Annotated in this window: 22 protein-coding genes and 1 pseudogene; 14 read left to right on the forward strand and 9 right to left on the reverse strand. The window is 63.3% G+C overall.

Going from position 1 to position 19,574, the window contains the following annotated elements; translation table 11 throughout:
* The first annotated feature begins 41 nt into the window (after positions 1-41).
* Both GL300_RS20410 and GL300_RS20415 read left to right on the forward strand, forming a co-directional pair.
* Positions 42-746, forward strand: a complete 705-nt coding sequence (locus GL300_RS20410) for an SDR family oxidoreductase (RefSeq protein WP_155041540.1) — start codon at positions 42-44, stop codon at positions 744-746.
* A 93-nt stretch (positions 747-839) separates the two neighbouring features.
* Positions 840-1,670: a DUF1194 domain-containing protein gene (locus GL300_RS20415; protein WP_155041541.1), complete on the forward strand. Its 831-nt coding sequence runs from the start codon at positions 840-842 to the stop codon at positions 1,668-1,670.
* A gap of 27 nt (positions 1,671-1,697) precedes the next feature.
* Here the strand turns inward: GL300_RS20415 and GL300_RS20420 are convergent, their stop codons facing one another.
* Complete coding sequence (locus tag GL300_RS20420; RefSeq protein WP_170297753.1) at positions 1,698-3,467, reverse strand: BTAD domain-containing putative transcriptional regulator; 1,770 nt, start codon at positions 3,465-3,467, stop codon at positions 1,698-1,700.
* A 38-nt stretch (positions 3,468-3,505) separates the two neighbouring features.
* Positions 3,506-3,646 carry a hypothetical protein gene (locus GL300_RS26255; RefSeq protein WP_170297754.1) on the reverse strand — a complete coding sequence of 47 codons (141 nt, stop codon included), beginning with the start codon at positions 3,644-3,646 and terminating at the stop codon, positions 3,506-3,508.
* A 191-nt stretch (positions 3,647-3,837) separates the two neighbouring features.
* Here GL300_RS26255 and GL300_RS26260 point away from each other — a divergent pair, with 191 nt between their 5' ends.
* Both GL300_RS26260 and GL300_RS20430 read left to right on the forward strand, forming a co-directional pair.
* The gene (locus GL300_RS26260; protein WP_170297755.1) at positions 3,838-3,969 is read left to right on the forward strand and encodes a YjiS-like domain-containing protein; all 132 of its coding nucleotides are present in this window, start codon (positions 3,838-3,840) and stop codon (positions 3,967-3,969) included.
* 29 nt (positions 3,970-3,998) lie between these two features.
* The gene (locus GL300_RS20430) at positions 3,999-5,312 is read left to right on the forward strand and encodes a tetratricopeptide repeat protein (RefSeq protein ID WP_155041544.1); all 1,314 of its coding nucleotides are present in this window, start codon (positions 3,999-4,001) and stop codon (positions 5,310-5,312) included.
* Between the two features lie 276 nt (positions 5,313-5,588).
* Here the strand turns inward: GL300_RS20430 and GL300_RS20435 are convergent, their stop codons facing one another.
* Complete coding sequence (locus GL300_RS20435) at positions 5,589-6,578, reverse strand: aldo/keto reductase (protein WP_155041545.1); 990 nt, start codon at positions 6,576-6,578, stop codon at positions 5,589-5,591.
* A 174-nt stretch (positions 6,579-6,752) separates the two neighbouring features.
* On the opposite strand from GL300_RS20435, the gene GL300_RS20440 reads away from it, so the two are divergent.
* The 4 genes from GL300_RS20440 (at position 6,753) to GL300_RS20455 (ending at position 10,066) form a co-directional block, all read left to right on the forward strand.
* Complete coding sequence (locus GL300_RS20440; protein WP_155041546.1) at positions 6,753-7,646, forward strand: LysR family transcriptional regulator; 894 nt, start codon at positions 6,753-6,755, stop codon at positions 7,644-7,646.
* Between the two features lie 134 nt (positions 7,647-7,780).
* Positions 7,781-8,221: a cytochrome P460 family protein gene (locus GL300_RS20445; RefSeq protein ID WP_155041547.1), complete on the forward strand. Its 441-nt coding sequence runs from the start codon at positions 7,781-7,783 to the stop codon at positions 8,219-8,221.
* Positions 8,218-8,937, forward strand: a complete 720-nt coding sequence (locus GL300_RS20450) for a DUF4405 domain-containing protein (protein WP_155041548.1) — start codon at positions 8,218-8,220, stop codon at positions 8,935-8,937. Before GL300_RS20445 ends, GL300_RS20450 begins: the two co-directional genes overlap by 4 nt.
* Positions 8,927-10,066: an aldo/keto reductase gene (locus tag GL300_RS20455; protein ID WP_155041549.1), complete on the forward strand. Its 1,140-nt coding sequence runs from the start codon at positions 8,927-8,929 to the stop codon at positions 10,064-10,066. The genes GL300_RS20450 and GL300_RS20455 overlap by 11 nt, the downstream gene beginning before the upstream one ends.
* A 9-nt stretch (positions 10,067-10,075) precedes the next feature.
* Here GL300_RS20455 and GL300_RS27315 read toward each other — a convergent pair whose 3' ends face one another.
* The 4 genes and pseudogenes from GL300_RS27315 to GL300_RS20470 all read right to left on the reverse strand — a co-directional run bounded on the left by GL300_RS27315 (position 10,076) and on the right by GL300_RS20470 (position 11,487).
* Positions 10,076-10,252: a hypothetical protein gene (locus GL300_RS27315; RefSeq protein ID WP_343043139.1), complete on the reverse strand. Its 177-nt coding sequence runs from the start codon at positions 10,250-10,252 to the stop codon at positions 10,076-10,078.
* A gap of 22 nt (positions 10,253-10,274) precedes the next feature.
* Positions 10,275-10,460: pseudogene (locus GL300_RS27320) on the reverse strand (PhzF family phenazine biosynthesis protein); the annotation flags it as partial.
* Between the two features lie 23 nt (positions 10,461-10,483).
* Positions 10,484-10,780 carry an AzlD family protein gene (locus GL300_RS20465; RefSeq protein WP_155041550.1) on the reverse strand — a complete coding sequence of 99 codons (297 nt, stop codon included), beginning with the start codon at positions 10,778-10,780 and terminating at the stop codon, positions 10,484-10,486.
* Positions 10,777-11,487 (reverse strand): AzlC family ABC transporter permease, encoded by a 711-nt coding sequence (locus GL300_RS20470; protein ID WP_155041551.1) that lies wholly within the window; start codon positions 11,485-11,487, stop codon positions 10,777-10,779. The genes GL300_RS20465 and GL300_RS20470 overlap by 4 nt, the downstream gene beginning before the upstream one ends.
* Before the next feature lie 119 nt (positions 11,488-11,606).
* On the opposite strand from GL300_RS20470, the gene GL300_RS20475 reads away from it, so the two are divergent.
* From GL300_RS20475 to GL300_RS20485, 3 genes are all read left to right on the forward strand, one after another.
* Positions 11,607-12,080: an Lrp/AsnC family transcriptional regulator gene (locus GL300_RS20475; RefSeq protein WP_343043140.1), complete on the forward strand. Its 474-nt coding sequence runs from the start codon at positions 11,607-11,609 to the stop codon at positions 12,078-12,080.
* 4 nt (positions 12,081-12,084) lie between these two features.
* Entirely contained in the window at positions 12,085-12,762 is a 678-nt protein-coding gene (locus GL300_RS20480) for an alpha/beta fold hydrolase (RefSeq protein ID WP_155041552.1), read from the forward strand.
* A gap of 204 nt (positions 12,763-12,966) precedes the next feature.
* The gene (locus GL300_RS20485; RefSeq protein WP_155041553.1) at positions 12,967-14,082 is read left to right on the forward strand and encodes a zinc-binding dehydrogenase; all 1,116 of its coding nucleotides are present in this window, start codon (positions 12,967-12,969) and stop codon (positions 14,080-14,082) included.
* A gap of 93 nt (positions 14,083-14,175) precedes the next feature.
* On the opposite strand, the gene GL300_RS20490 is transcribed toward GL300_RS20485, so the two are convergent.
* Positions 14,176-15,024 carry an SDR family oxidoreductase gene (locus GL300_RS20490; RefSeq protein ID WP_155041554.1) on the reverse strand — a complete coding sequence of 283 codons (849 nt, stop codon included), beginning with the start codon at positions 15,022-15,024 and terminating at the stop codon, positions 14,176-14,178.
* A 126-nt stretch (positions 15,025-15,150) separates the two neighbouring features.
* Here GL300_RS20490 and GL300_RS20495 point away from each other — a divergent pair, with 126 nt between their 5' ends.
* Together GL300_RS20495 and GL300_RS20500 are read left to right on the forward strand one after the other, a co-directional pair.
* Complete coding sequence (locus GL300_RS20495) at positions 15,151-15,486, forward strand: winged helix-turn-helix transcriptional regulator (RefSeq protein ID WP_246195282.1); 336 nt, start codon at positions 15,151-15,153, stop codon at positions 15,484-15,486.
* Between the two features lie 152 nt (positions 15,487-15,638).
* Positions 15,639-16,169 (forward strand): dihydrofolate reductase family protein, encoded by a 531-nt coding sequence (locus GL300_RS20500; protein ID WP_155041556.1) that lies wholly within the window; start codon positions 15,639-15,641, stop codon positions 16,167-16,169.
* A gap of 29 nt (positions 16,170-16,198) precedes the next feature.
* On the opposite strand, the gene GL300_RS20505 is transcribed toward GL300_RS20500, so the two are convergent.
* Positions 16,199-16,711 carry an AmiS/UreI family transporter gene (locus tag GL300_RS20505; RefSeq protein WP_155041557.1) on the reverse strand — a complete coding sequence of 171 codons (513 nt, stop codon included), beginning with the start codon at positions 16,709-16,711 and terminating at the stop codon, positions 16,199-16,201.
* A gap of 335 nt (positions 16,712-17,046) precedes the next feature.
* Here GL300_RS20505 and GL300_RS20510 point away from each other — a divergent pair, with 335 nt between their 5' ends.
* Entirely contained in the window at positions 17,047-19,425 is a 2,379-nt protein-coding gene (locus GL300_RS20510; RefSeq protein ID WP_155041558.1) for a penicillin acylase family protein, read from the forward strand.
* Positions 19,426-19,574: the final 149 nt, after the last annotated feature.

Genomic DNA, 19,574 nt, shown 5'->3' on the forward strand with positions numbered 1-19,574 from the left:
TGATCTGGCATTCTGACCGGAATCGATAACAGGAGCCTGTCATGTCCACCCAAAAGGTCGCAATCATCACCGCCGGCGGGTCCGGCATGGGCGCATCCGCCGCGCGCAAATTGGCGCAGGATGGCTATCGGGTCGCCATCCTGTCCTCGTCGGGAAAGGGCGAGGCGCTGGCCCGCGAACTGGGTGGTTTCGGCGTCACCGGCTCAAACCTTGTGAATGCCGATGTAAAGCGGCTGGTCGATCTAACCGTCGAAAAATGGGGCCGGATCGACGCCTTGGTCAACTCTGCCGGTCACGGCCCGCGCGCGCCGCTGCTCGATATCTCGGACGAGGATTGGCATAAGGGGATGGAGGTTTATTTCCTGAGCGCCGTGCGCCCGATCCGCCTTGTTACCCCGATCATGGAGGCGCAGGGCGGTGGGGCGATCGTCAATATCTCGACCGCCTGGGTTACGCAGCCCAGCTTGATGTTTCCGACCTCGGCTGCGTTTCGGGCAAGTCTTGGCACCTTCACCAAGATTTTCGCGGATGAATATGCCGCGAAAGGCATCCGTATCAACAACGTCCTGCCCGGCTGGATCGACAGCCTGCCCGCGACGGATGCAAGGCGCGACAGCGTGCCCATGGGTCGATATGGCAGCGCCGAAGAAATTGCGGCCACCATCGCCTTTCTTCTGTCCGAGGGTGCGGGCTACATCACCGGTCAGAGCATCCGCGTGGATGGCGGGTTGATCCGTTCGGTGTGAGCTTCGGGGACCCGAAGGCGTTCGCGTGGACCGGATCACCTACAGTTCGGAAATGTGATTTGGCCTTTGCCGGTGTTCTGGCAGGCTGGTGGCATGGAACCTGTCCCGCTTAGTTGCCTTGCAACATCGCTTCTTGCGGTGGTCGGGCTGACCAGCCCGGCACTTGGCCAATCGGCCACAACCGATCTTGGCGTCGGGGTGGAACTTGTGCTGGCCGTGGACATCTCTCGTTCGATCGATCCGTCCGAGCAGATGATCCAGCGCCGGGGCTATGCTGCAGCCTTCCGCAGTGCCGAGATCCAGAAGGCGATCCTGTTCGGGGACATGAAACGGATTGCGGTGACCTATGTCGAATGGGCCGGGGCGCAGTCGCAGAACGTCGCGATCCCCTGGATGCTGATCGACAGCGCCGAGGCGGCCAATGCTTTCGCCGACCTCATCGAGACGGGGTCGTCCGGGCCGGTGTCGCGGACCTCGATTTCGGGGGCCATCGACTTTTCGTCCGGACTGTTCGATGGCAACGGATTTTCCGGTTTGCGCCATGTCATTGATGTTTCGGGCGACGGCCCCAACAATCAGGGCCGCGCCGTGACCGAAGCGCGTGATGCGGCCGTGACCCGGGGGATAACGATCAATGGGCTGCCCTTGCTGACGGGCACCGGTAACAATGGCGGTTGGAGCAGCATTCCCGATCTGGATCGGTACTACGTCGATTGCGTGATCGGCGGCATGGGTGCGTTTTCCATCGCCGTGACCGGCTGGGATCAGTTTGCCATGGCGGTTCGTCACAAACTGGTTCTGGAAATCGCGGGCGGGCAACCTTTGGCGCAGGACAGGCTGGTCCGCGTGGCTGGCACGGCACCCAGCGATTGCCTTGTCGGTGAGCGCCTGTGGGAAGAACGGCAACGAAGCTGGAGTGAATGACAACAGGATCACGCGCCCCTCGGCCCGTCAGTTCAATCCGGCGGCGGTCAACGCGGCAAGGACCCGGTCGCGAAACTCGGGGGTGACGCCCGCGCTGATCGGACGGATCCCCTCCAGCGAAACGCCGGGCAATTCACGCGCCGCCGTCGCGATGACCTGCCGCGCGGCGTCGGTCCGGCCCTGTTCGACCAGTGCAAAGGTCAGGGCAAGGCGTGACCAGATCTCGCGGGGTAGCATATCGATGGCGCGGCGGGCGAGTTCCTCGGCAATGTCCGGCTGGCCCAGCATGACATGAGCAAAGGACTGGACCGTCAGGAACATCGCCGCCAGCGGATCGCGCGGGCTGAAGCGCTGCGCCTGCTGGGCATTGGCAAGGGCCGCTTCCGGCTCGCCCGCCCAAAGATGCGCGGTCGCCAGCCCATAATAGGTCGAGGCATAGCTGGGGTTAAGATCGCGCGCGAGCCGCAGATGGTCGAAGGCCGCAGGTAATTGCCCGGCATAGGTCAAAAGCCGCCCCAGCACGACCTGCGCAAAGGGGCTGGTCGGGTCGACCTCGACCGCGGCCCGGCCATGCGCGATTGCCTGCGCCAGCACCGCCTGCGGGTCGGGCACCATCCGCCATGTGATCCCCACCAGCCCGATATAGGCCAGCCCCGCCAGCGGCAGTGCGAAATCCGGCGCAAGCGAGGCCGCGCGGGTGAATATCTTGCGCGCACGCTCGGCCTCGTCGGGCTGGAAGCGATAGGCGTGCCACATGCCGCGATGGAACAACTCCCACGCGTCCAGATCCGAGGGAGGACGCCGCGCCGCGCGCTCGCGTTCGGATTGGCGCATCTCGGCATCGACCCCGGCAAGGATCTGCGCCACGACCGCATCCTGCATGGCAAAAAGCTGGGCATAGGGGCGCTCATGGCGCTCGGCCCACAGGTTGCGACCGGTGGCGGCATCCAGCAAGCGGACCGACAGGCTGACCAATTCGCCCCGACGGCGCACCGTGCCGGTCAGGATATGCCGCGCGCCAAGGCTTTGCGCTGCCTCGCCCGGATGGGAACCGTGGAACTGGAAACTGGACTGCCGGGCGATGACGAGGATGTCGCGATGCCGGGTCAGTTCGGTGGTGATGTCATCGGCGATGCCTTCGGCCAGAAAGCGGCCATCGGCATCACCATCGGCATCGCTGAAGGGCAGGACGGCGACCGAAAGCTGGACATCGCCCTGCGTTTCGGGGGCGGAGGGCGGCTCGCCCACCAGTTCCTCGGCCAGCGCGCGGGTCTGGGCCGAGGGGGCGATGCCCAGTTCGTGGCGCAGCAGGTCGCGGCAATTGTGGAACTGTGCCAGCGCCATGGCGCTGTCCCCGGAATCCGCAAGAAGGCGGATCAACTGGCGCTGGCTCGCCTCACGGAAGGGGTCAAGGGCGACCAGTCTTTTGGCCAGATCGATTGCGGTGGGCATGTCGCCCCGGGCGGCCAGTTCGGTCGCCATGCGCTCCAGCAGGGTTTGCGACAGGCTGCGGCAGCGGCTGCGCTCAAAATCCAGCCAATCACCCAGAAGCACCCCCTCGGCCTCGATCCCGTCAAGGAAGGTGCCGGTCAGGGCGGGCACCTCGCGCGGATCGGCGCCGCCGGTCTGGGCCAGCGCCTCGAGGCGGGCAAGATCGCTTGCGACGCCGCCCGCAGGCAGGCCCACGGCCTCGCGATTGCCGATCACGGCGGCCTCGCCCAAGGCGGCGCGGATATGGGACAGGGCGTTCCTGAGACTGCCGCGGGCCTGTTCCTCGGCGCGGTCCTCCCAGAACAACCCGCATAGCCTGCCGCGCGGATGCAGCCGTCCCGGACTTACGCCCAGATAAGCAGCAGCAGGCGTGCCTTGGTCGTGGGCAAGGCCAACGCCTGCCCATTTGTCTGCGCGGCAAATCCCCCCAGCAAGGTCAGCTGCAGGGCGGCGGCGGGGCTGGCGTGAAGGGCGGGGCCGGGCATGGCGCAGTCCAGCAATATTTGGATCGACCTCGATTATGGTGCGGGAGCGGGGCGCTTGCCAATGCCATAGGCGCGCGACGGTCCCACGATTTACCGCTGGTTTAACGCTTTCACCCCCGCGCTTTACCGCTGGGATCACGCGGGCCTGCGACAAGGGCATCGGAACAAGCCTGACGGAAAGGACCGCTCTGATGAAACCCCGCATTTACCACCGGCTTTCGGCGTGGCGCGCGCCCCGCCCGACGCGCTGCGAGATCGCCACCCTGTCCGACCACATGCTGCGCGACATCGGCATCGACCCCGGTCGCATCCGCCCGCGCTGACCTGAACCCATTTCCAACGGAGAATGACCATGACCATCCATGACATGCATGGCCTTGCCCTGAGCGGGGCCACGGAAACCGGCCGCGCCGCCTATGAACAGGCGCTGGCCGAATTGCAATGCTACCGCGCCGATCCGGTCGCAACCATCGACCGCGCCATCGAGGCCGATCCCGGCTTTGCCATGGCCCATGCCATGCGCGCCTGGCTGCACCTGCTGGGGACCGAGCCCGCAGGTTATGCCATCGCCGAGGCAAGCCACCGCGCCGCTGCCGCCAGCGCCGTGACCACGCGCGAAAAGGGCCATGTCGCGGCCATTGGTGCGCTGCTGTCGGGCGGCTGGCATCAGGCGGGCCGGATCCTCGAGGATGTCACCTTGGCCGATCCCCATGACGGGCTGGCGCTGATCGCAGGCCACCAGATCGATTTCTTTGGCGGCGATGCCCGCATGTTGCGCGACCGTATCGCGCGCGCCATGCCCGCTTGGGATGCGGGCCGTCCCGGCTATCACGCGCTTCTGGGGATGCGGGCCTTTGGCCTTGAGGAGACCGGCCATTTCGCTGATGCCGAGCGCTTTGGCCGCATGGGCGTCGAGCTTGAGCCGCGCGATGGCTGGTCGCAACACGCGGTGGCCCATGTGCTGGAGATGCAGAACCGCTCGGCCGAGGGGATCCTTTGGATGGGCGATGGCGGGTCATGGGCCAAGGACAGCTTCTTTGCCGTGCATAACTGGTGGCATCTGGCGCTGTATCACCTTGAACTGGGCCAGTTCGAGGCGGTGTTCGACCTGCTCGACAGCCGTATCATCGGCTCGGGGCTGGTGACGGTGATCGATCTGATCGACGCCTCGGCCATGCTGTGGCGCTTGACGCTGCGCGGGGTCGATGTGGCCGGGCGCTGGGAGGGAGTCGCGGATCGCTGGCAGCAGTCGGGCCAGCCGGGGCTATATGCCTTCAATGACGTGCATATGATCATGGCGCTGATCGGATCGGGCCGCGCTGCCGCAGCCCAGCAGGTTCTGGCCGCCATTGCCGAGGCTGCGCATGGCACGGGCGACAATGCCCGCTTCAGTGCCGATATCGGCCTGCCCGTCGCCCATGCCCTGCTGGGCTTTGGCGGGGGCGACTATGCCGATTGCGCCTGCCGCCTGCGCGCGGTGCGCGGCATGTCACGCCGCTTTGGCGGCAGTGACGCCCAACGCGACGTGCTGGACCTGACCCTGATCGAGGCCGCGATCCGTTCCGGCAATGGCGCTTTGGCGCGGGGTCTTGCGACCGAACGTGCGGCGATGCGCCATGAAAGCCCGCTGACGCAGCTGTTCCTGCGCCGGGCGCAGGCGGTCTGAGGGGGGGTGCAATTCCCGACCAAGCGGCCGATCCAACGGCCCGCCCCCCGCTGCCCCGTGATGGATGGCATGGCCTGTCAGGGCGCGGCCTGCCCGAGGCGGTGCGGTTCCCCTGCGGAGCTCTTCACGCGAAATTCACCGGGCCATGTCGAACAGCGTGCCAGCAAGACCGAGTGAAGGACACGAAACAACCCGCCGCGCGCCAGATCGGATCGCGGCGGGTGCGCGCTGCGGCGGGTGCGAACAGAGGGCGCCTTTAGAGCGCCGCGAAATCGCTCAAAGACCCGTCATCTTCAGCACAGCCTCGGGCAGGCGCTCGCCCTGGACCGCGATCTTTGATGCTCCCGCGTCGATCTCGGCAAGATCGGCGGGGGTCAGATCCAGATTGACCGCGCCAAGGTTCTCTTCCAGCCGGTGCAGCTTTGTCGTGCCGGGGATCGGGGCGATCCACGGCTTCTGGGCAAGAAGCCAGCCAAGGGCGATCTGGGCCGGGGTCGCAGCCTTGCGGGTCGCGACGCGTCGGATCACCTCGACCAGCGCCAGATTGGCCTTGCGGGCCTCGGGCGAGAAGCGGGGCACGAAGTTGCGGAAATCCTCCTGCTCGAACGTCGTGGTCTCGTCGATCTTGCCGGTCAGGAAGCCCGCGCCCAGCGGGCTGAACGGGACAAAGCCGATGCCGAGTTCTTCCAGCACCGCAAGCAGCTCGATTTCGGGACCACGCCAGAACAGCGAGTATTCGCTTTGCACCGCTGTGACCGGCTGGACGGCATGGGCGCGGCGGATGGTCTGCACCCCTGCTTCGGACAGGCCAAAATGCTTGACCTTGCCCTCGGCGATCAGATCACCGACGGCGCCCGCGACATCCTCGATCGGCACGGCGGGATCGACGCGGTGCTGATAGAACAGGTCGATCCGGTCGGTCCGAAGACGCTTCAACGCCGCCTCGGCCACGGCTTTGATATGCTCGGGGCGGCTATTGGTGCCGCCGCTGCGCGCGCCGGTCTGAGCGTCGATATCGAAGCCGAACTTGGTCGCGATGACCACCTGATCGCGGATCGGCTGCAATGCCTCACCAAGCAGCGCTTCATTCGCGAAGGGACCATAGGCCTCGGCGGTGTCGAAAAAGGTCACGCCGCGATCATGCGCATCGCGAACAAGGCCGATCATATCCGTTTTGCTGGTGCCGGACCCGTAGACGCCCGTCATCCCCATGCAGCCAAGGCCGAGGGCCGAGACCTCCAGATTTCCGAGTTTTCTATACTGCATCATTGGCTTCCTTGATCACAGATTGACGCGAAGTGCGGGTCAGGCTTGAAGGCCCTTCTCGACATGGGTCGCATGTGAAATCCACGCTCTCGCATTGTCCGGTGTTATCTAGCCCCGGCGATATCCATCGATTAGAGTGGATAAACGGGATGGGTTTATAAGAAGATCATCATAATGCCGCGCCGCAGCTTCAACGACCTTCATGCCTTCGTTGCCGTGGCCATGGCTGGCAGCTTCACCCGCGCGGCGGCCCAGCTTGGCATGTCGCAATCCGCGCTCAGCCAGACCGTGCGCCAATTGGAGGAAGGGCTTGGGGTGCGGCTTTTGTCGCGCTCGACCCGCAGCGTCTCCCCGACCGAAGCCGGACAGCGGCTGCTTGATAGCATCGGCCCGCAATTCACCGAAATTAAGACCGCGCTGGACAGTCTGGGCGACTTTCGCGACCGACCGGCTGGCGTGATCCGCATCAGCGCGGGCGAACATGCGGCGATCTCGATCCTGCAGCCCGCTCTGGTGCCGCTGTTGGCCGAATACCCGGATATCCATGTCGAAATCTCGGTCGATTACGGCATGACCGATATCGTGGCCGAACGCTTTGACGCCGGGGTCCGTCTGGGCGAGCGGGTCGCAAAGGACATGATCGCCGTCAGGATCGGCCCCGATATGCGCATGGCGGTGGTGGCCTCCCCCGGCTATCTGGCGGCAAACCCGCCCCCTCTGGTGCCGCAGGACCTGATTGGTCACCGCTGCATCAACATGCGCCTTCCGACCCTGAAAGAGATCTTTGCCTGGGAATTCGAAAAGGATGGCCGCGAGTTGCGCGTTCGGGTCGAGGGGCCGCTGACCGTGAACAGTCTGGCCCTGCGTCGGAATGCGGCGCTGGATGGGCAGGGCCTTGCCTACCTGCCCGAACCCTTCGTGCGCGCGGATATTGCCAGCGGCGCGCTGGTTTCTGTTCTTGGCGATTGGTGCGCGGATTTTCCGGGATATCACCTTTACTATCCCAGCCGGCGGCAGAATTCGGCAGCCTTCGCCCTCGTCATCCAGACCCTGCGCCATCGGCTTTGAATTCTCCGCCAAGGCTTATCAACCCGTCGTGATTAATCGGTCTGCCTAATAGGCCCTTGCGGATGACATGGGCTAATTCCGTGGCCGCGCGCGTGCTTCTTTCTTTCTGAACCATCAGAGAGATCCCTGCCGCCATGCGAAAATCCGCAATCTTCGCTGCCTACGCGGTCCTGACGCTGCCCTTGCAGGCCGAGCCGAACCGCGTGACCTTTCCTCCGCTGGAGCAGCTAGAGCATTACACCACCGTCACCCGCGGTGACGTGACCGAGCATATGCTGACCAGCCGCGCGGCAATCGAGGCGGTGAAGCGCGGTGAGCCAATCCCGTTCGGCACCCATGTCGTGCTGGTCGATCACCGGGGCGGTCAGGTTTACCGCTATTTCGTGATGCAGAACGGCGAGGGCTGGGGCGCGGATGATCCCGAAGGCCGCACCGCCGATTGGCAGTTCCAGTGGTTCTGGCCAGACCGCTCGATCAACATGGATGAGACCACATCCCGCTGCCAGTCCTGCCACCAGTCGCGCGCGGATCGCGAGTATCTTTTCACCTATAACGATCTGCGGCGGTTCGAATGAGCAGGCCCACCCGCCGCAACCCGCTACTGACCCGGCTTCTGCCGGACGCGGTTGCACTTGCGCTGCTGCTGGTCTGCATGGGCTATTGGTGGCTTGGCAACCTTGCCCATGAGGTGATCGGCACCGCTTTTCTGGTTCTGGTCGGACGCCATGTGATCCTGAACCGGCGCTGGTTCGGCACGATCGGGCGCGGGCGCTATGACGCGGCGCGGCTGGTCCGATTGGGCCTGAACCTGCTCATTGCCATGACCATGCTGATCCTGCTGGCCACCAGCGTCATGATTTCGGAAACGCTGCGCGGCATCCTGAAGCTGCCCGGTATCTTCACCTTGCGCGAAATCCATTGGTTTGCCGCCTATTGGCTTGTGGTGATCGCGGGGCTGCATATCGGTCTGCATTGGCACATCGTCTTGGCGATGGCGCGGACCCGGCTGCCATTCCTGCAAACCCCCGTCATCGCCGGTGCAGGTAGGGGATTTGCCATTCTGGTGGCCGGTCTGGGCCTGAACAGCTCCTTCGTAATGGGTTTGGGCACAAGACTGGGCTTCGACTACAGCCTGACCATGTGGGATTTCAGCGAATCCACGCTGCCCTATTTCGGCCATTGGCTCGCGATCACGACGCTTTACGCGGTGCTGGCGCATACGGCGGTCAGGCTTCTGGCGCGGCACCGTTCCCGCTTTCCCATCCCAAAGGAGACCGTTCATGACCGATGACACCCTGCCGAATATCAAGCGCCGCAGCCTGATTATGGTGGCGGGCGCGCTTGCGGCCATTCCCCTGACCCGCGCCGCGCAGGCACAGACTGGAACGGGGGCAAAGCCCGTGCCGTCCCCCGGGCGCCGCCATCTGGGCGCGCTCGAGGTTTCCAGCATCGGCCTTGGCGTGCAGAACATGAGCCGGACCTATCAGCGCACGATCCCCTATCGCCCCGAGATGCACAATATCATCCGCTCGGCCCATGACCGGGGCGTGACCTTCTTTGACGCTGCCGAAGCCTACGGCCCGCATGAGGTCGAACGCATTCTTGGCGAAGGGATCTCCGGTTTCCGCGATGACATTGTGATCGCGACGAAATTCGGCTGGAACATCGACCAGCAGACCGGCGCCCGGCTGCCGGGGCTGAACAGCAAGCCCGAGCATATCAAGCTTGTGGTCGAAGGTATGCTCTCGCGGCTTAAGACCGACCGGATCGATCTGCTGTATCAGCACCGCGTCGATCCCGAGGTTCCGATCGAGGATGTCGCGGGCGCGGTCAAGGACCTGATCGCCCAAGGCAAGGTGCTGCATTGGGGCCTGTGCGAGATGGGTCTGAACACCCTGCGCCGCGCCCATGCCGAACTGCCCGTCAGCGCAGTGCAAAGCGAATATTCGATGCTGTGGCGGGGACCCGAAGCCGCAGTGCTTGCCACCTGCGAGGAGCTGGGCATCGGCTTCGTCCCATGGAGCCCGCTGGGCGTCGGCTTCCTTGCCGGGGTAATCGACGCGGCGACCACATTCGCCCAAGGCGATATCCGTGGTATCGAGGGGCGCTTCACCCCCGAGAACCTGCCGCATAACCTTGCTTTGGTGGAGCTTCTGGTCACATGGGCCGCGCGCAAGAATGCCGCCCCCGGTCAGATCGCCCTTGCTTGGCTTCTGGCGCAAAAGCCATGGATCGTGCCGATCCCGGGCACGACGCAGATGGCGCATATGGTGCAGAATGTCGGGGCCGCCGATATCAGTTTCACGGCTGTAGAGCTGTCGGAACTCGACACTGCTTTGCGCACAATCGAGCTTCGGGGCGCGCGATTGCCCGATGCCGTTCAGGTCTTCTCGGATGTCGAAGCACCCGAGCGCGGCTGACCTGCGTGGCTATGCGCTTAGCTCTCCGCTGACGGTGATGACGCAGGCCCCGCTGGTCGTGATCAGCCCGCCTTCCGGCACGCGGACCTGAATGACACCGTAGCGACCGACCCGCGCCCCTTGCGTTGCGGCATAGGCATGCCCGTGGCCGATCGCCGCCTCGCAGCCTGTATGCCGCGACGGCACCGTTTCCGCTGCCGCAGAACGGATCTTCGTTCACGCCGCAAGACGGGGCGAAAGACCGGACCTCGATCTCGGCCGGGCCGCCCTCGCATTCCTGCACGATGCGGCCATTCGTCGGCGTGACCATGCCAGCCTTGAGCAGCGCGAAGGCGCTTCCCAAGGTCGGATGGCCTGCGAAGGGCAATTCGCTGCGGGGCGTGAAGATGTGCAGGCGATAGTCGGCCTAGTGAGGGTTCAAAGAACCTGCCGCAAGATCGCGGCGGATGCCATGCCGATCATCACGGTCGGCAGCATGGGCAGGCGCAGCGCGGCGACGACAGTGATGACCAGCGCCAGCATGTCTGCGGGCCGCCCCGTGGCGAAATGCGGGGCGATCACGGCGATCAGGACACAGCCCGGCGCCGCCTCCATCGTGGCCAGAAGGCGTGGCGACAGGGTGCGGCCGCGCAGAAGGGCATAGCCTCCGATCCGCGTCGTGACCGTCACGGTCGCCATGCCGATGATGATGATGAGCGTCCACGGATCGATCATGTCCGGCCCGCCATCAGCCACGACAGGCCCAGCCCGGTCAGCGCCCCCAGCGGCACATACCACGCGCCGGGCAGGGCCAGATAGGCCGCGATCGCGACCGCCAGACTGGCAAGCCATGGCGATGCTTTCACCACGCCCGGCCACATGCCACGCAACAGGACTAGAAACACCGCCGGGAAGGCGAGGTCCGCGCCATATTGCTCGATATCGCCCAGAAGCGGGCCCGCCAGCGCGCCCAGCGTCGAGAGTGCCATCCAGCCAAGATACAGGGTCACGGCCTGACCGAAATAGAATGGCAGGCTGAAGAACCGGTGCTTGCGCGCATCCGCAAGGCCCAAAGCCCAGCTTTCATCGCACATCAGCACCAGCACGGCATAGGCCTTCCAGCGGGGAAGCCCGGCCAGATGCGGCGTCAGCGCCGCCCCCATCAGCAGGTGCCGGCTGTTCACAAGGAAGGTAATGGCGACGATCAGCAAAAGCGGCGGCACAGCCTGCCACAAACCGATGGCCGCGAACTCGGAGCCTCCGGCAAAGTTCAGGCCGGTCATCAATGACACTTCGGATGCGGTCAGGCCTTTCTGCGAGGCGAGGGCACCAAAGGCCAAAGCCACGGGGACAAGGCCGAACAGGATCGGCGTCACCGCGCGAATGCCCCGCTGTATCTCGGAGTTTTGGGCCGAGCTGGCCTGTTCGGTAATGAATGTCATGATGGTAGTCGTCCGCAATATGTGTTGGCGGAACATAGTCAATGTGCTGCGCAATCGGGTTGCGAAGATGATGGTTATCGAAGAATATTTGGCATCAGCTGCTAAATTTAGGCCATATCGTGAAATCGGAAACCTATGATCTGGATGAGACGGATCGGCGCATTCTTCGTGCGCTTCAGCGCAATGGTCGGATGCAGAATGTCGAACTGGCGCAAGAGGTTGGGCTGTCGCCCTCACCCTGCCTGCGGCGGGTGAAGATGCTCGAGGAGGCAGGTGTGATCACACGCTATGTTGCTGTGGTCGACCCGGCGAAGATTGGCAGGAAGCAGGTGCTGTTCTGCCGTATCTGGCTGACCAGTCAAGATGAGGACACGATCGAGCATTTCGTACGCGAGGTCGTGCGCTTTCCAGAGGTGGTCGAGTGCTACCTGATGCTTGGGGATTGCGATATCATGGTCCGTGTCGTGGCGGCTGACATCGAGGATTATCGCCGGTTCCAGTCGGAACATCTGAGCCGTATCAAGGGCGTTCAGAACGTCAAGACCGACGTGCCAAGCCAGATGGTGAAGCGGTCCTTTGCGATGCCGGTATAACGCGATGGCGGTCGTCCTTATCCCCGGCTTCATGCTGGATCGTGATCTTTGGCACGATGTGGAGCCCGCGCTTGCCGGGTTTGGCCCGCTGATCCATTCCGACCCGACACAAGGAGCGTCGATCGCGGATATGGCTCGGAACACGCTTGGCATGGCCCCGGCCCGCTTTGCGCTGATCGGGTTTTCGATGGGGGGATATGTCGCGCGCGAGATGGTATATCTCGCACAGGACCGCGTGACGCATCTGGTGCTGATCGCCACCTCTGCACGTGGGGACGATCAGGTGCAGCAGCGACGCAAGGCGGCTGTAGCAGGAGCGGACCCGGCGCTGTTCCGCGGCCTGAGCCGCGCGTCGATACGCCAATCGGTGCATCCCGACCGCGAGCAGGACGCCGACCTCATCGATCGGATACATAAGATGAGCGTGCGGTTGGGCGGCGAGACGTTCCGGCGGCAGGCTTTGTTCCAAAGAGAGGGTGATGCAGCGCGCCTTGCGGAAATCAGGTGCCCCACGCTGATCGTCGCAGGCCGCGAGGACCGTCTGCGTTCACTTGACGAAGCCGAAGAATTGCATCGGGGCGTTGCGGGATCTCAAATCGAGATGCTGGAGGCTGGCCATATGATCCCCATGGAGGCGCCGCAGGATTTGAGCGACAGGTTGGTGAGGTTCCTCAGCGACTGACGCGGTTCGTCCGTAGCGGACTTGTCCCCTGTGATCGCCATGAGGCCGACTATCTCCGCTGCAAGGCCTGCGACCTTCAGCAGCAACCTCGGGCACGAAGATCGACCCTGTCGGACGATTGACCGAACGCTTTGACAAAACCGTAACGAACTCGTCCCATGCAAGGTAGACACCGGGCGCGGATCCCAAATCAGCGAGGACATCATGTCACGAACCAGTCTTGAACTCAGATCGACCATCACGCCCGAAGGCGCGCTGCGGATCAGTCTTGAACGCGTATCCGTGCCCGAACCTGCCGCGGGTCAGTTGCTGGTTCAGGTCGAAGCAGCGCCAATCAATCCCTCCGATCTGGGCCTTCTGTTCGGCCCGGCCGATATGGCCTCGCTCAAGGCCGAGGGGACCGCTGATGATCCGGTCCTGTCTGCCACGGTGGCGCCGCAGGGACTTGCAATGGTGCGGGCGCGGCTGGGGCAATCCATGGCGGTCGGAAACGAAGGTTCGGGCACGGTGATCGCGGCGGGTCCGGATCTGCAACACCTGATCGGCAAGCGCGTCGCCATGATCGGCGGGGCCATGTATGCTGAGTTGCGCCTGATCTCGCCCGAGGCCTGCATCGTGCTGCCGGATGGTGCCAGCGCGGCCGAGGGGGCCTCGCTTTTCGTCAATCCTCTGACCGCGCTTGGATTTGTTGAGACGATGCGTGCCGAGGGGCACAAGGCGATCATTCATGTGCCCGCCGCCTCGAATCTTGGGCAAATGCTGGTTCGGATCTGCAAGGATGATGGGATCGAGCTGGTCAATATCGTCCGCAGCCCTCAGCAGGCCGACTTGCTGCGGGGTATCGGTGCCACCCATGTCATCGACAGCAGCGCCGAGGATTTCCGCGAAAAACTGGAAGAAGCCATCGCCGAGACCGGGGCGACATTGGCGTTCGACGCGATCGGCGGCGGCGAAATGACCAGCACCATCCTGAACGCGATGGAGGCGGTCGCTGTCCGGAAAATGACCGCCTATGACCGCTACGGCTCCGCAGCCAAGAAGCAGGTCTATATCTACGGCGCGCTTGATACCGGTCCGACGACGCTGAGGCGGGGTTTCGGATTTAGCTGGGGCATTGGCGGCTGGCTGCTGTTTCACTTCTTGCAGCGCACAGATCCGGCAATCGTTCAGAACATGCGCGAACGTGTGACAAGCGAGATGACGACGACATTCGCAAGCCATTACACCGCGACGATCAGTCTGGCCGACGCCTTGAAACCCGAGATCGCGGCGGCTTATCAGCGCAAATCCACCGGTGCTAAATATCTGATCGTTCCGTGAGCGCGGGCGCGGCTGCCCGAACGCCCACCTGCGTCCACGGCTGCATATTACCCCCATCGAAGCCCGCTGGCTCCGATGGGGATTGGTCATGGGTCACGCCGTAAGCGCCTGTGCAACCACGTCGCCGAGCGGGGTCGTCGGGCGACCGATCAGCGCCGAAAGCGTCCGGCCTTCGTCATAAAGCGCGCCTTGCGAGGCCGCGACATCCCAACTGGCGATGGCTTGCGCGATGCCCTCGGGCAGGCCCACCTTGGTCAGGATCGCCGCATAATCCGCCTCGGGCAGATCGGTATAGGGGATATCCTTGCCGGTCTGGCGCGAGATTTCGGCGGCCAGATCGGCAAGGGTGTAGCTTTCATCCCCCGACAATTCGTAGACCTTCCCGTCATGACCTTCGCCGGTCACGACCTCGGCTGCCGCTTGCGCATAATCGGCCCGCGCCGCCGATGAGATGCGCCCGTTGCCAGCGCTGCCGATAAAGGCGCCATTGGCCAGCGCTGCGGGGATCGAACCGGTGTAATTCTCGGTATACCAGCCATTGCGCAGGATGGTGTGACGCAGGCCCGATTGTTTCAGAGCGACCTCGGTCTCGACATGCTCGGGGGCAAGGCTGAGCGTCGACGTATCGGCACGCAGCAGGCTGGTATAGACGATGCGCGACACGCCCGCCGCCTGCGCGGCCCGGATGACGTTGCGATGCTGTTCCGCGCGCTGGCCAAGCTCGCTCGACGAGATGAGCAGTAGCGTATCGACCCCTTGCAGCGCCGTTTCGATGGCCGCGACCGAGCCGTAATCCGCCTCGCGGACGGTCACGCCCAAATCGGCGGCCTTCGCCGTGCTGCGGGCCAGCGCCACGATGTTCGACGGCGCAAGCTTTTGTTTCAGCGCGGCGATAACGAGGCGGCCAAGCTGGCCGGTCGATCCTGTGACTGCGATGGTCATCTGTTTGTCCTTTCGATTTCGATGACTCGCATGTAGACAGGCTGCTTACCAATCGTAAGTACGCACGTTTCTGTAAGTATGGAGATCGCCGTGACCCTGTCCGAAAAATTCCGCCGTGGCGATCTGATGTCGGCGGCCTGCCCCTCGCGCGAGGTGCTCAAACACATGACAAGCCGGTGGGGCGTTCTGGTGCTGATTGCGCTGGAAGGCGACAGCTATCGCTTCAGCCAGTTGCGGCGGGCGATCGGCGGCGTCAGCGAAAGGATGCTGGCCCAGACCCTGCAATGGCTGGAGGCAGACGGCCTGGTCCTGCGGACGGCTTATGATGTGGTGCCGCCGCATGTCGAATACCGGCTGACGCCCCTCGGCGTCGAGGCGGCAGAACGTGTCAGGCTTCTGGCGGATTGGATCGAAACGAACCTGCCACGCATTGCCGAAAACTGGCGGGGCTCGGTCGAGTAGGCATTAAAAGATCGCCCACGCCTCGATCCGACCACGCAGTTTTGGCGAGCGCGATCCATCCTCTGCCAACCGACCATATCAGCCCGGCGATACCCCGTAGCTCGCAGTGGCGCTTCAGGCTATTCTGAAGCCCTTGGGATGGAGCATGCAGCATGGCGAAACTCGTCGTCGCGTTGAACCAGTCACTGGACGGCTATGTCGACCACGAGCCTTTTGCGCCGGATGCCGTTCTTTTCCGTCACTGGGTCGAGTTCGTGCGCGGCCTGACCGGCAGTTTATATGGCCGCCGCATGTATGAAGTGATGCGTTATTGGGACGAGGATCATCCCGAATGGACTCCGGATCTGCGCGATTTCGCGGCGGCATGGCGCAGCCAGCCCAAATGGGTCGTGTCACGCTCGTTGAAATCGGTGGGTCCCAACGCCACGCTTGTCGCGGATGATCTTGAGGCGGCGATACGCGGGCTGAAGGCTGAACTGACTGGCGAGATCCAGGTCGGCGGACCAGAGCTGGCGCAAAGCCTGACTGATCTGGGGCTTGTGGATGAATATCGCCTTTATCTTCATCCCGTCGTGCTGGGGGGCGGTAAGCCCTTCTTCGCCGCTGCCCGGCCACCGCTTCGCCTTGTGGCCAGCGATTTGATCACCGATCAGGTGATCCGACTGACCTATATTTCTGCCTGATGACGCTGCGAAGCGCGCACGAGCGCCCCCTACAGCGCACCTTCCATCAGCAGGTATCCCGGCATCCAGCCGGTAAGCACCCCGACAAGAACGGTAATGCAGCCGACCGGACGGGATATCGGCAAGCGCAAGGTCAGAAGCGTGAAATATAGGAACCACAGCAGCGCCCAGGCCAGCCAATTCGCCGCCATCCAGAATTCGGCCCCTGTGCTGGCAGCCAGAAAGCCGCGGGCCGCGACCGGCACTGCCGTTATGGCGACGAACAGGCTGAACCAACCCAATCCCCGACCGTCGGCCCCGGATAATCTATTCCACGCGACCCAAAGATAGGTCGTACAGAACAACAGCGACAAACCCGCATTGCGGATCGAGGCAGCGTTCGCTTCGTCGCCGAACGCGTCATGCAGGACCACCGCGCCCGAGACCGATGCCGTCACCAGATTGATGATGACGATCTCGCGCCCATCGATCTTGCCCAGCAACCAGAGGCCATTGATGACCAGAACGGCCCCGACATAAAATAGAACGAAACCGGTCAGCATGAATCCCTGTGCCCTCCGCCTGCACGGTCAGGTGGGAGTATCCGGAGCGGGACGCCGCGACTATCGCGCGGTTCCAACAAACAGCATTCCGAAAATCAGGGGAATCGACCACGAACATCTGTGACGTGGACCACGTCCATGGCTTTGGACGACACCTGCAAAGGCCCGCGCGTGACAGGTGCCAGCGCCTGATCCCAGTGCAGCCGGGCTCAAACAGCGCTGTCATGCGCGGTTCACCGGATGCGGAAAATCTGTGCAATAATTAATTGACCGACCGATCGGTTGACTATACGCCTTATCTGCGGCGCGGGAGGCGCCGATTCCAGGAGGAAAATATGGTCCGGTCTTTGACTCGGCTTGGGCGCATGCTGCGCTCGGCCAGCTTGCCTGTGCTATTTGCATTCCCTGCTCTGGCCGACAGTTCGGTCGAGATTATTCGCGACAATTGGGGCGTACCGCATGTCTATGCGGATGACGTTTTCGGCCTTTACGCTGGCTTCGGCTACAGCGTCGCCCAGGACCGGCTGTTCCAGATGGAAATGGCGCGCCGCTCGGTCTTGGGTCAGGTCTCCGAGGTCTTGGGCGCCGAGCAACTGCCCTTCGACATCGAAACACGCGCGATGTTCGATCACGCCTCGATCCGCCGCCAGATCGAGGCGCTCAGCCCGGACGAACGCGACATCCTGCGTGGCTACGCGGCGGGCTATAACCGCTGGCTTGAGCAGGTATTGACCAAGCCCGACGCCCTGCTGCCCAAACAGTTCAAGGAATTCGGCTTTGATCCGGCACCTTGGACGGAATTCGACGTGGCAATGATCTATGTCGGAACCATGGCTGGGCGCTTCTCGGGCTACAGCTCGGAACTTGGCAATGCCAAGACGCTGGCCGCGCTTGAAGCGCAGCTGGGTCCTGATCAAGCGGCCACGATTTTCGACCAGATCCTCTGGAATGAAGATCCTTTGGCCCCCACGACCGTTCCTGACGGTGAACAATATCAGCAGAAGGCTGCTGTCGATCTGCCCCGTCCCGGTCAGTTTGCGGGCCTTCTGGATGCGGGCAAGCTGCCCGGCGATGATGAACGCCCTCGTGCCAGCAATCTCTGGATTGCAGGCCCGGAAAAGACCACGGATGGCAGCACGATCCTGATCAATGGCCCGCAATTCGGGAATTTCAACCCGGCCTATGTCTTCAGCATCGGGCTGCATGGCGCAGGCTTCGATCTGACCGGCAATACCCCCTTTGCCGTTCCCAATGTCCTGTTCGGGACGAATGGCGCCATTGCCTGGGGCGCGACCGCCGGGCCGCGCGATGTGAACGACTACTACCGTCTGGAACTGAACCCCGAGAACCCGCAGCAATACCGCAAGGGGGACGGCTGGGCCGAAATGCGCGCACGTCCCGAAACGTTCCGTATCAAGGGCCAGCCGGATGTAACGACGACGGTTTGGGAAAGCAGCTACGGCACGGTTGGTCAGATCGATGCCAAGGACGGAACGGCCTATGCGTTCAAGCGGTCCTGGGATGGCAAGGAAATCTCGACATTGATGGCGTGGGTCAACTCGACCAAGGCACAGAGCTATGCCGAATGGCTGGGGCAGGCTGAAAAGGTCGCGACAACGATCAACTGGTACTATGCCGACCGCGACGGCAATATCGGCTATGTCTCGCCCGGCGATGTGCCACAGCGCGCCAAGGGCCATGACACGCGGCTGCCGGCGCAACCGGGCAAGGACGATTGGCTGGGCATCCGTCCCTTTTCCGACGCTCCCAAGGTCTATAATCCGGAACAAGGCTGGATCGCGAACTGGAACAACCGCTCGGGCAAGGGTGACAGCTCTGATTTCGAGGGAACGCCATGGGGTTCGGCGGATCGCGCCGTCGAGATCTTTTCGCGGCTGGATGCCAAGGAAAAGCTGACCCCGGAAGAGGTCTGGAACATCAATCGCGAGATCAGTTTTCTTGATATCAATGCCCGCTATTTCGTGCCGGTGATCCTTGCCGCTGCCGAAAACCTCGACCCGAAAAGCCCGCGTGCCGAACTGGTCGAGATATTGCGGAATTGGGACGGACAGCAGATCCGTGCCGAGGATGGCCGCGCAACATCCCCGGCGGTCGGTCTGTTCCAGACATGGCTGGATATCATGGTTCAGGACGTGCTGATCGATGACGGTGCCGCCATCCCTGCGGCGATCCAGTACAATCGCATCTCGCGCCCGGCTCAGCTTCTGAACAACGCGCTTCTGGCCGAGAAGTCCGGCGTCCCACAGACCCATGATTTCTTCAACGGCGTCGATGCGGCGGGGCGGAACGAAATTATCCTCGCTGCGCTGGATAAGGCCGCCGAGAAGTTGACCAAACAATTCGGCAGTACGACCCCCGCAGATTGGCGGATCGAGATCAAGCAGCATGTCTTTGAGACGCAGAACTATCTGGGTATTCCGCAGGCGGGCGCAGCCGAAACGCTATCACTCGGGACGGCCATGAACCGTGGCACCGAGAATAACCGGGTCACGTTCCGGAACGGGAAGGTCGAGTTCTGCGCGGTCACTCCACCAGGCCAGAGTGGCTTCATCGACCCGGACGGTAAGGCTTCGCCGCATTATCGGGACCAGTTGCAGCTGTATCAGGACTTCGACTGCCGGGTGCAGGCGCTGTCCCGTGATGACGTCGAGGCAGCCGCCGTCTCACGCGAAACGATCAGCATCGCACGCTGAAGATAAGTGGGCCGCCCTGACCGGGCGGCCCCACACATGTCGCCAGAAGGCGGCGTTCCTGCAGCCGCAACCCGGTGATCCGCGATCATGTCGACCGAGGGTCATTCCCGGCGGATGTGGTGATAGTGGCGGACAGGTCTTGGCTGACG

Origin of the sequence: Paracoccus litorisediminis, from assembly GCF_009711205.1 — a bacterium.
GTDB classification, from domain to species: Bacteria; Pseudomonadota; Alphaproteobacteria; order Rhodobacterales; family Rhodobacteraceae; genus Paracoccus; species Paracoccus litorisediminis.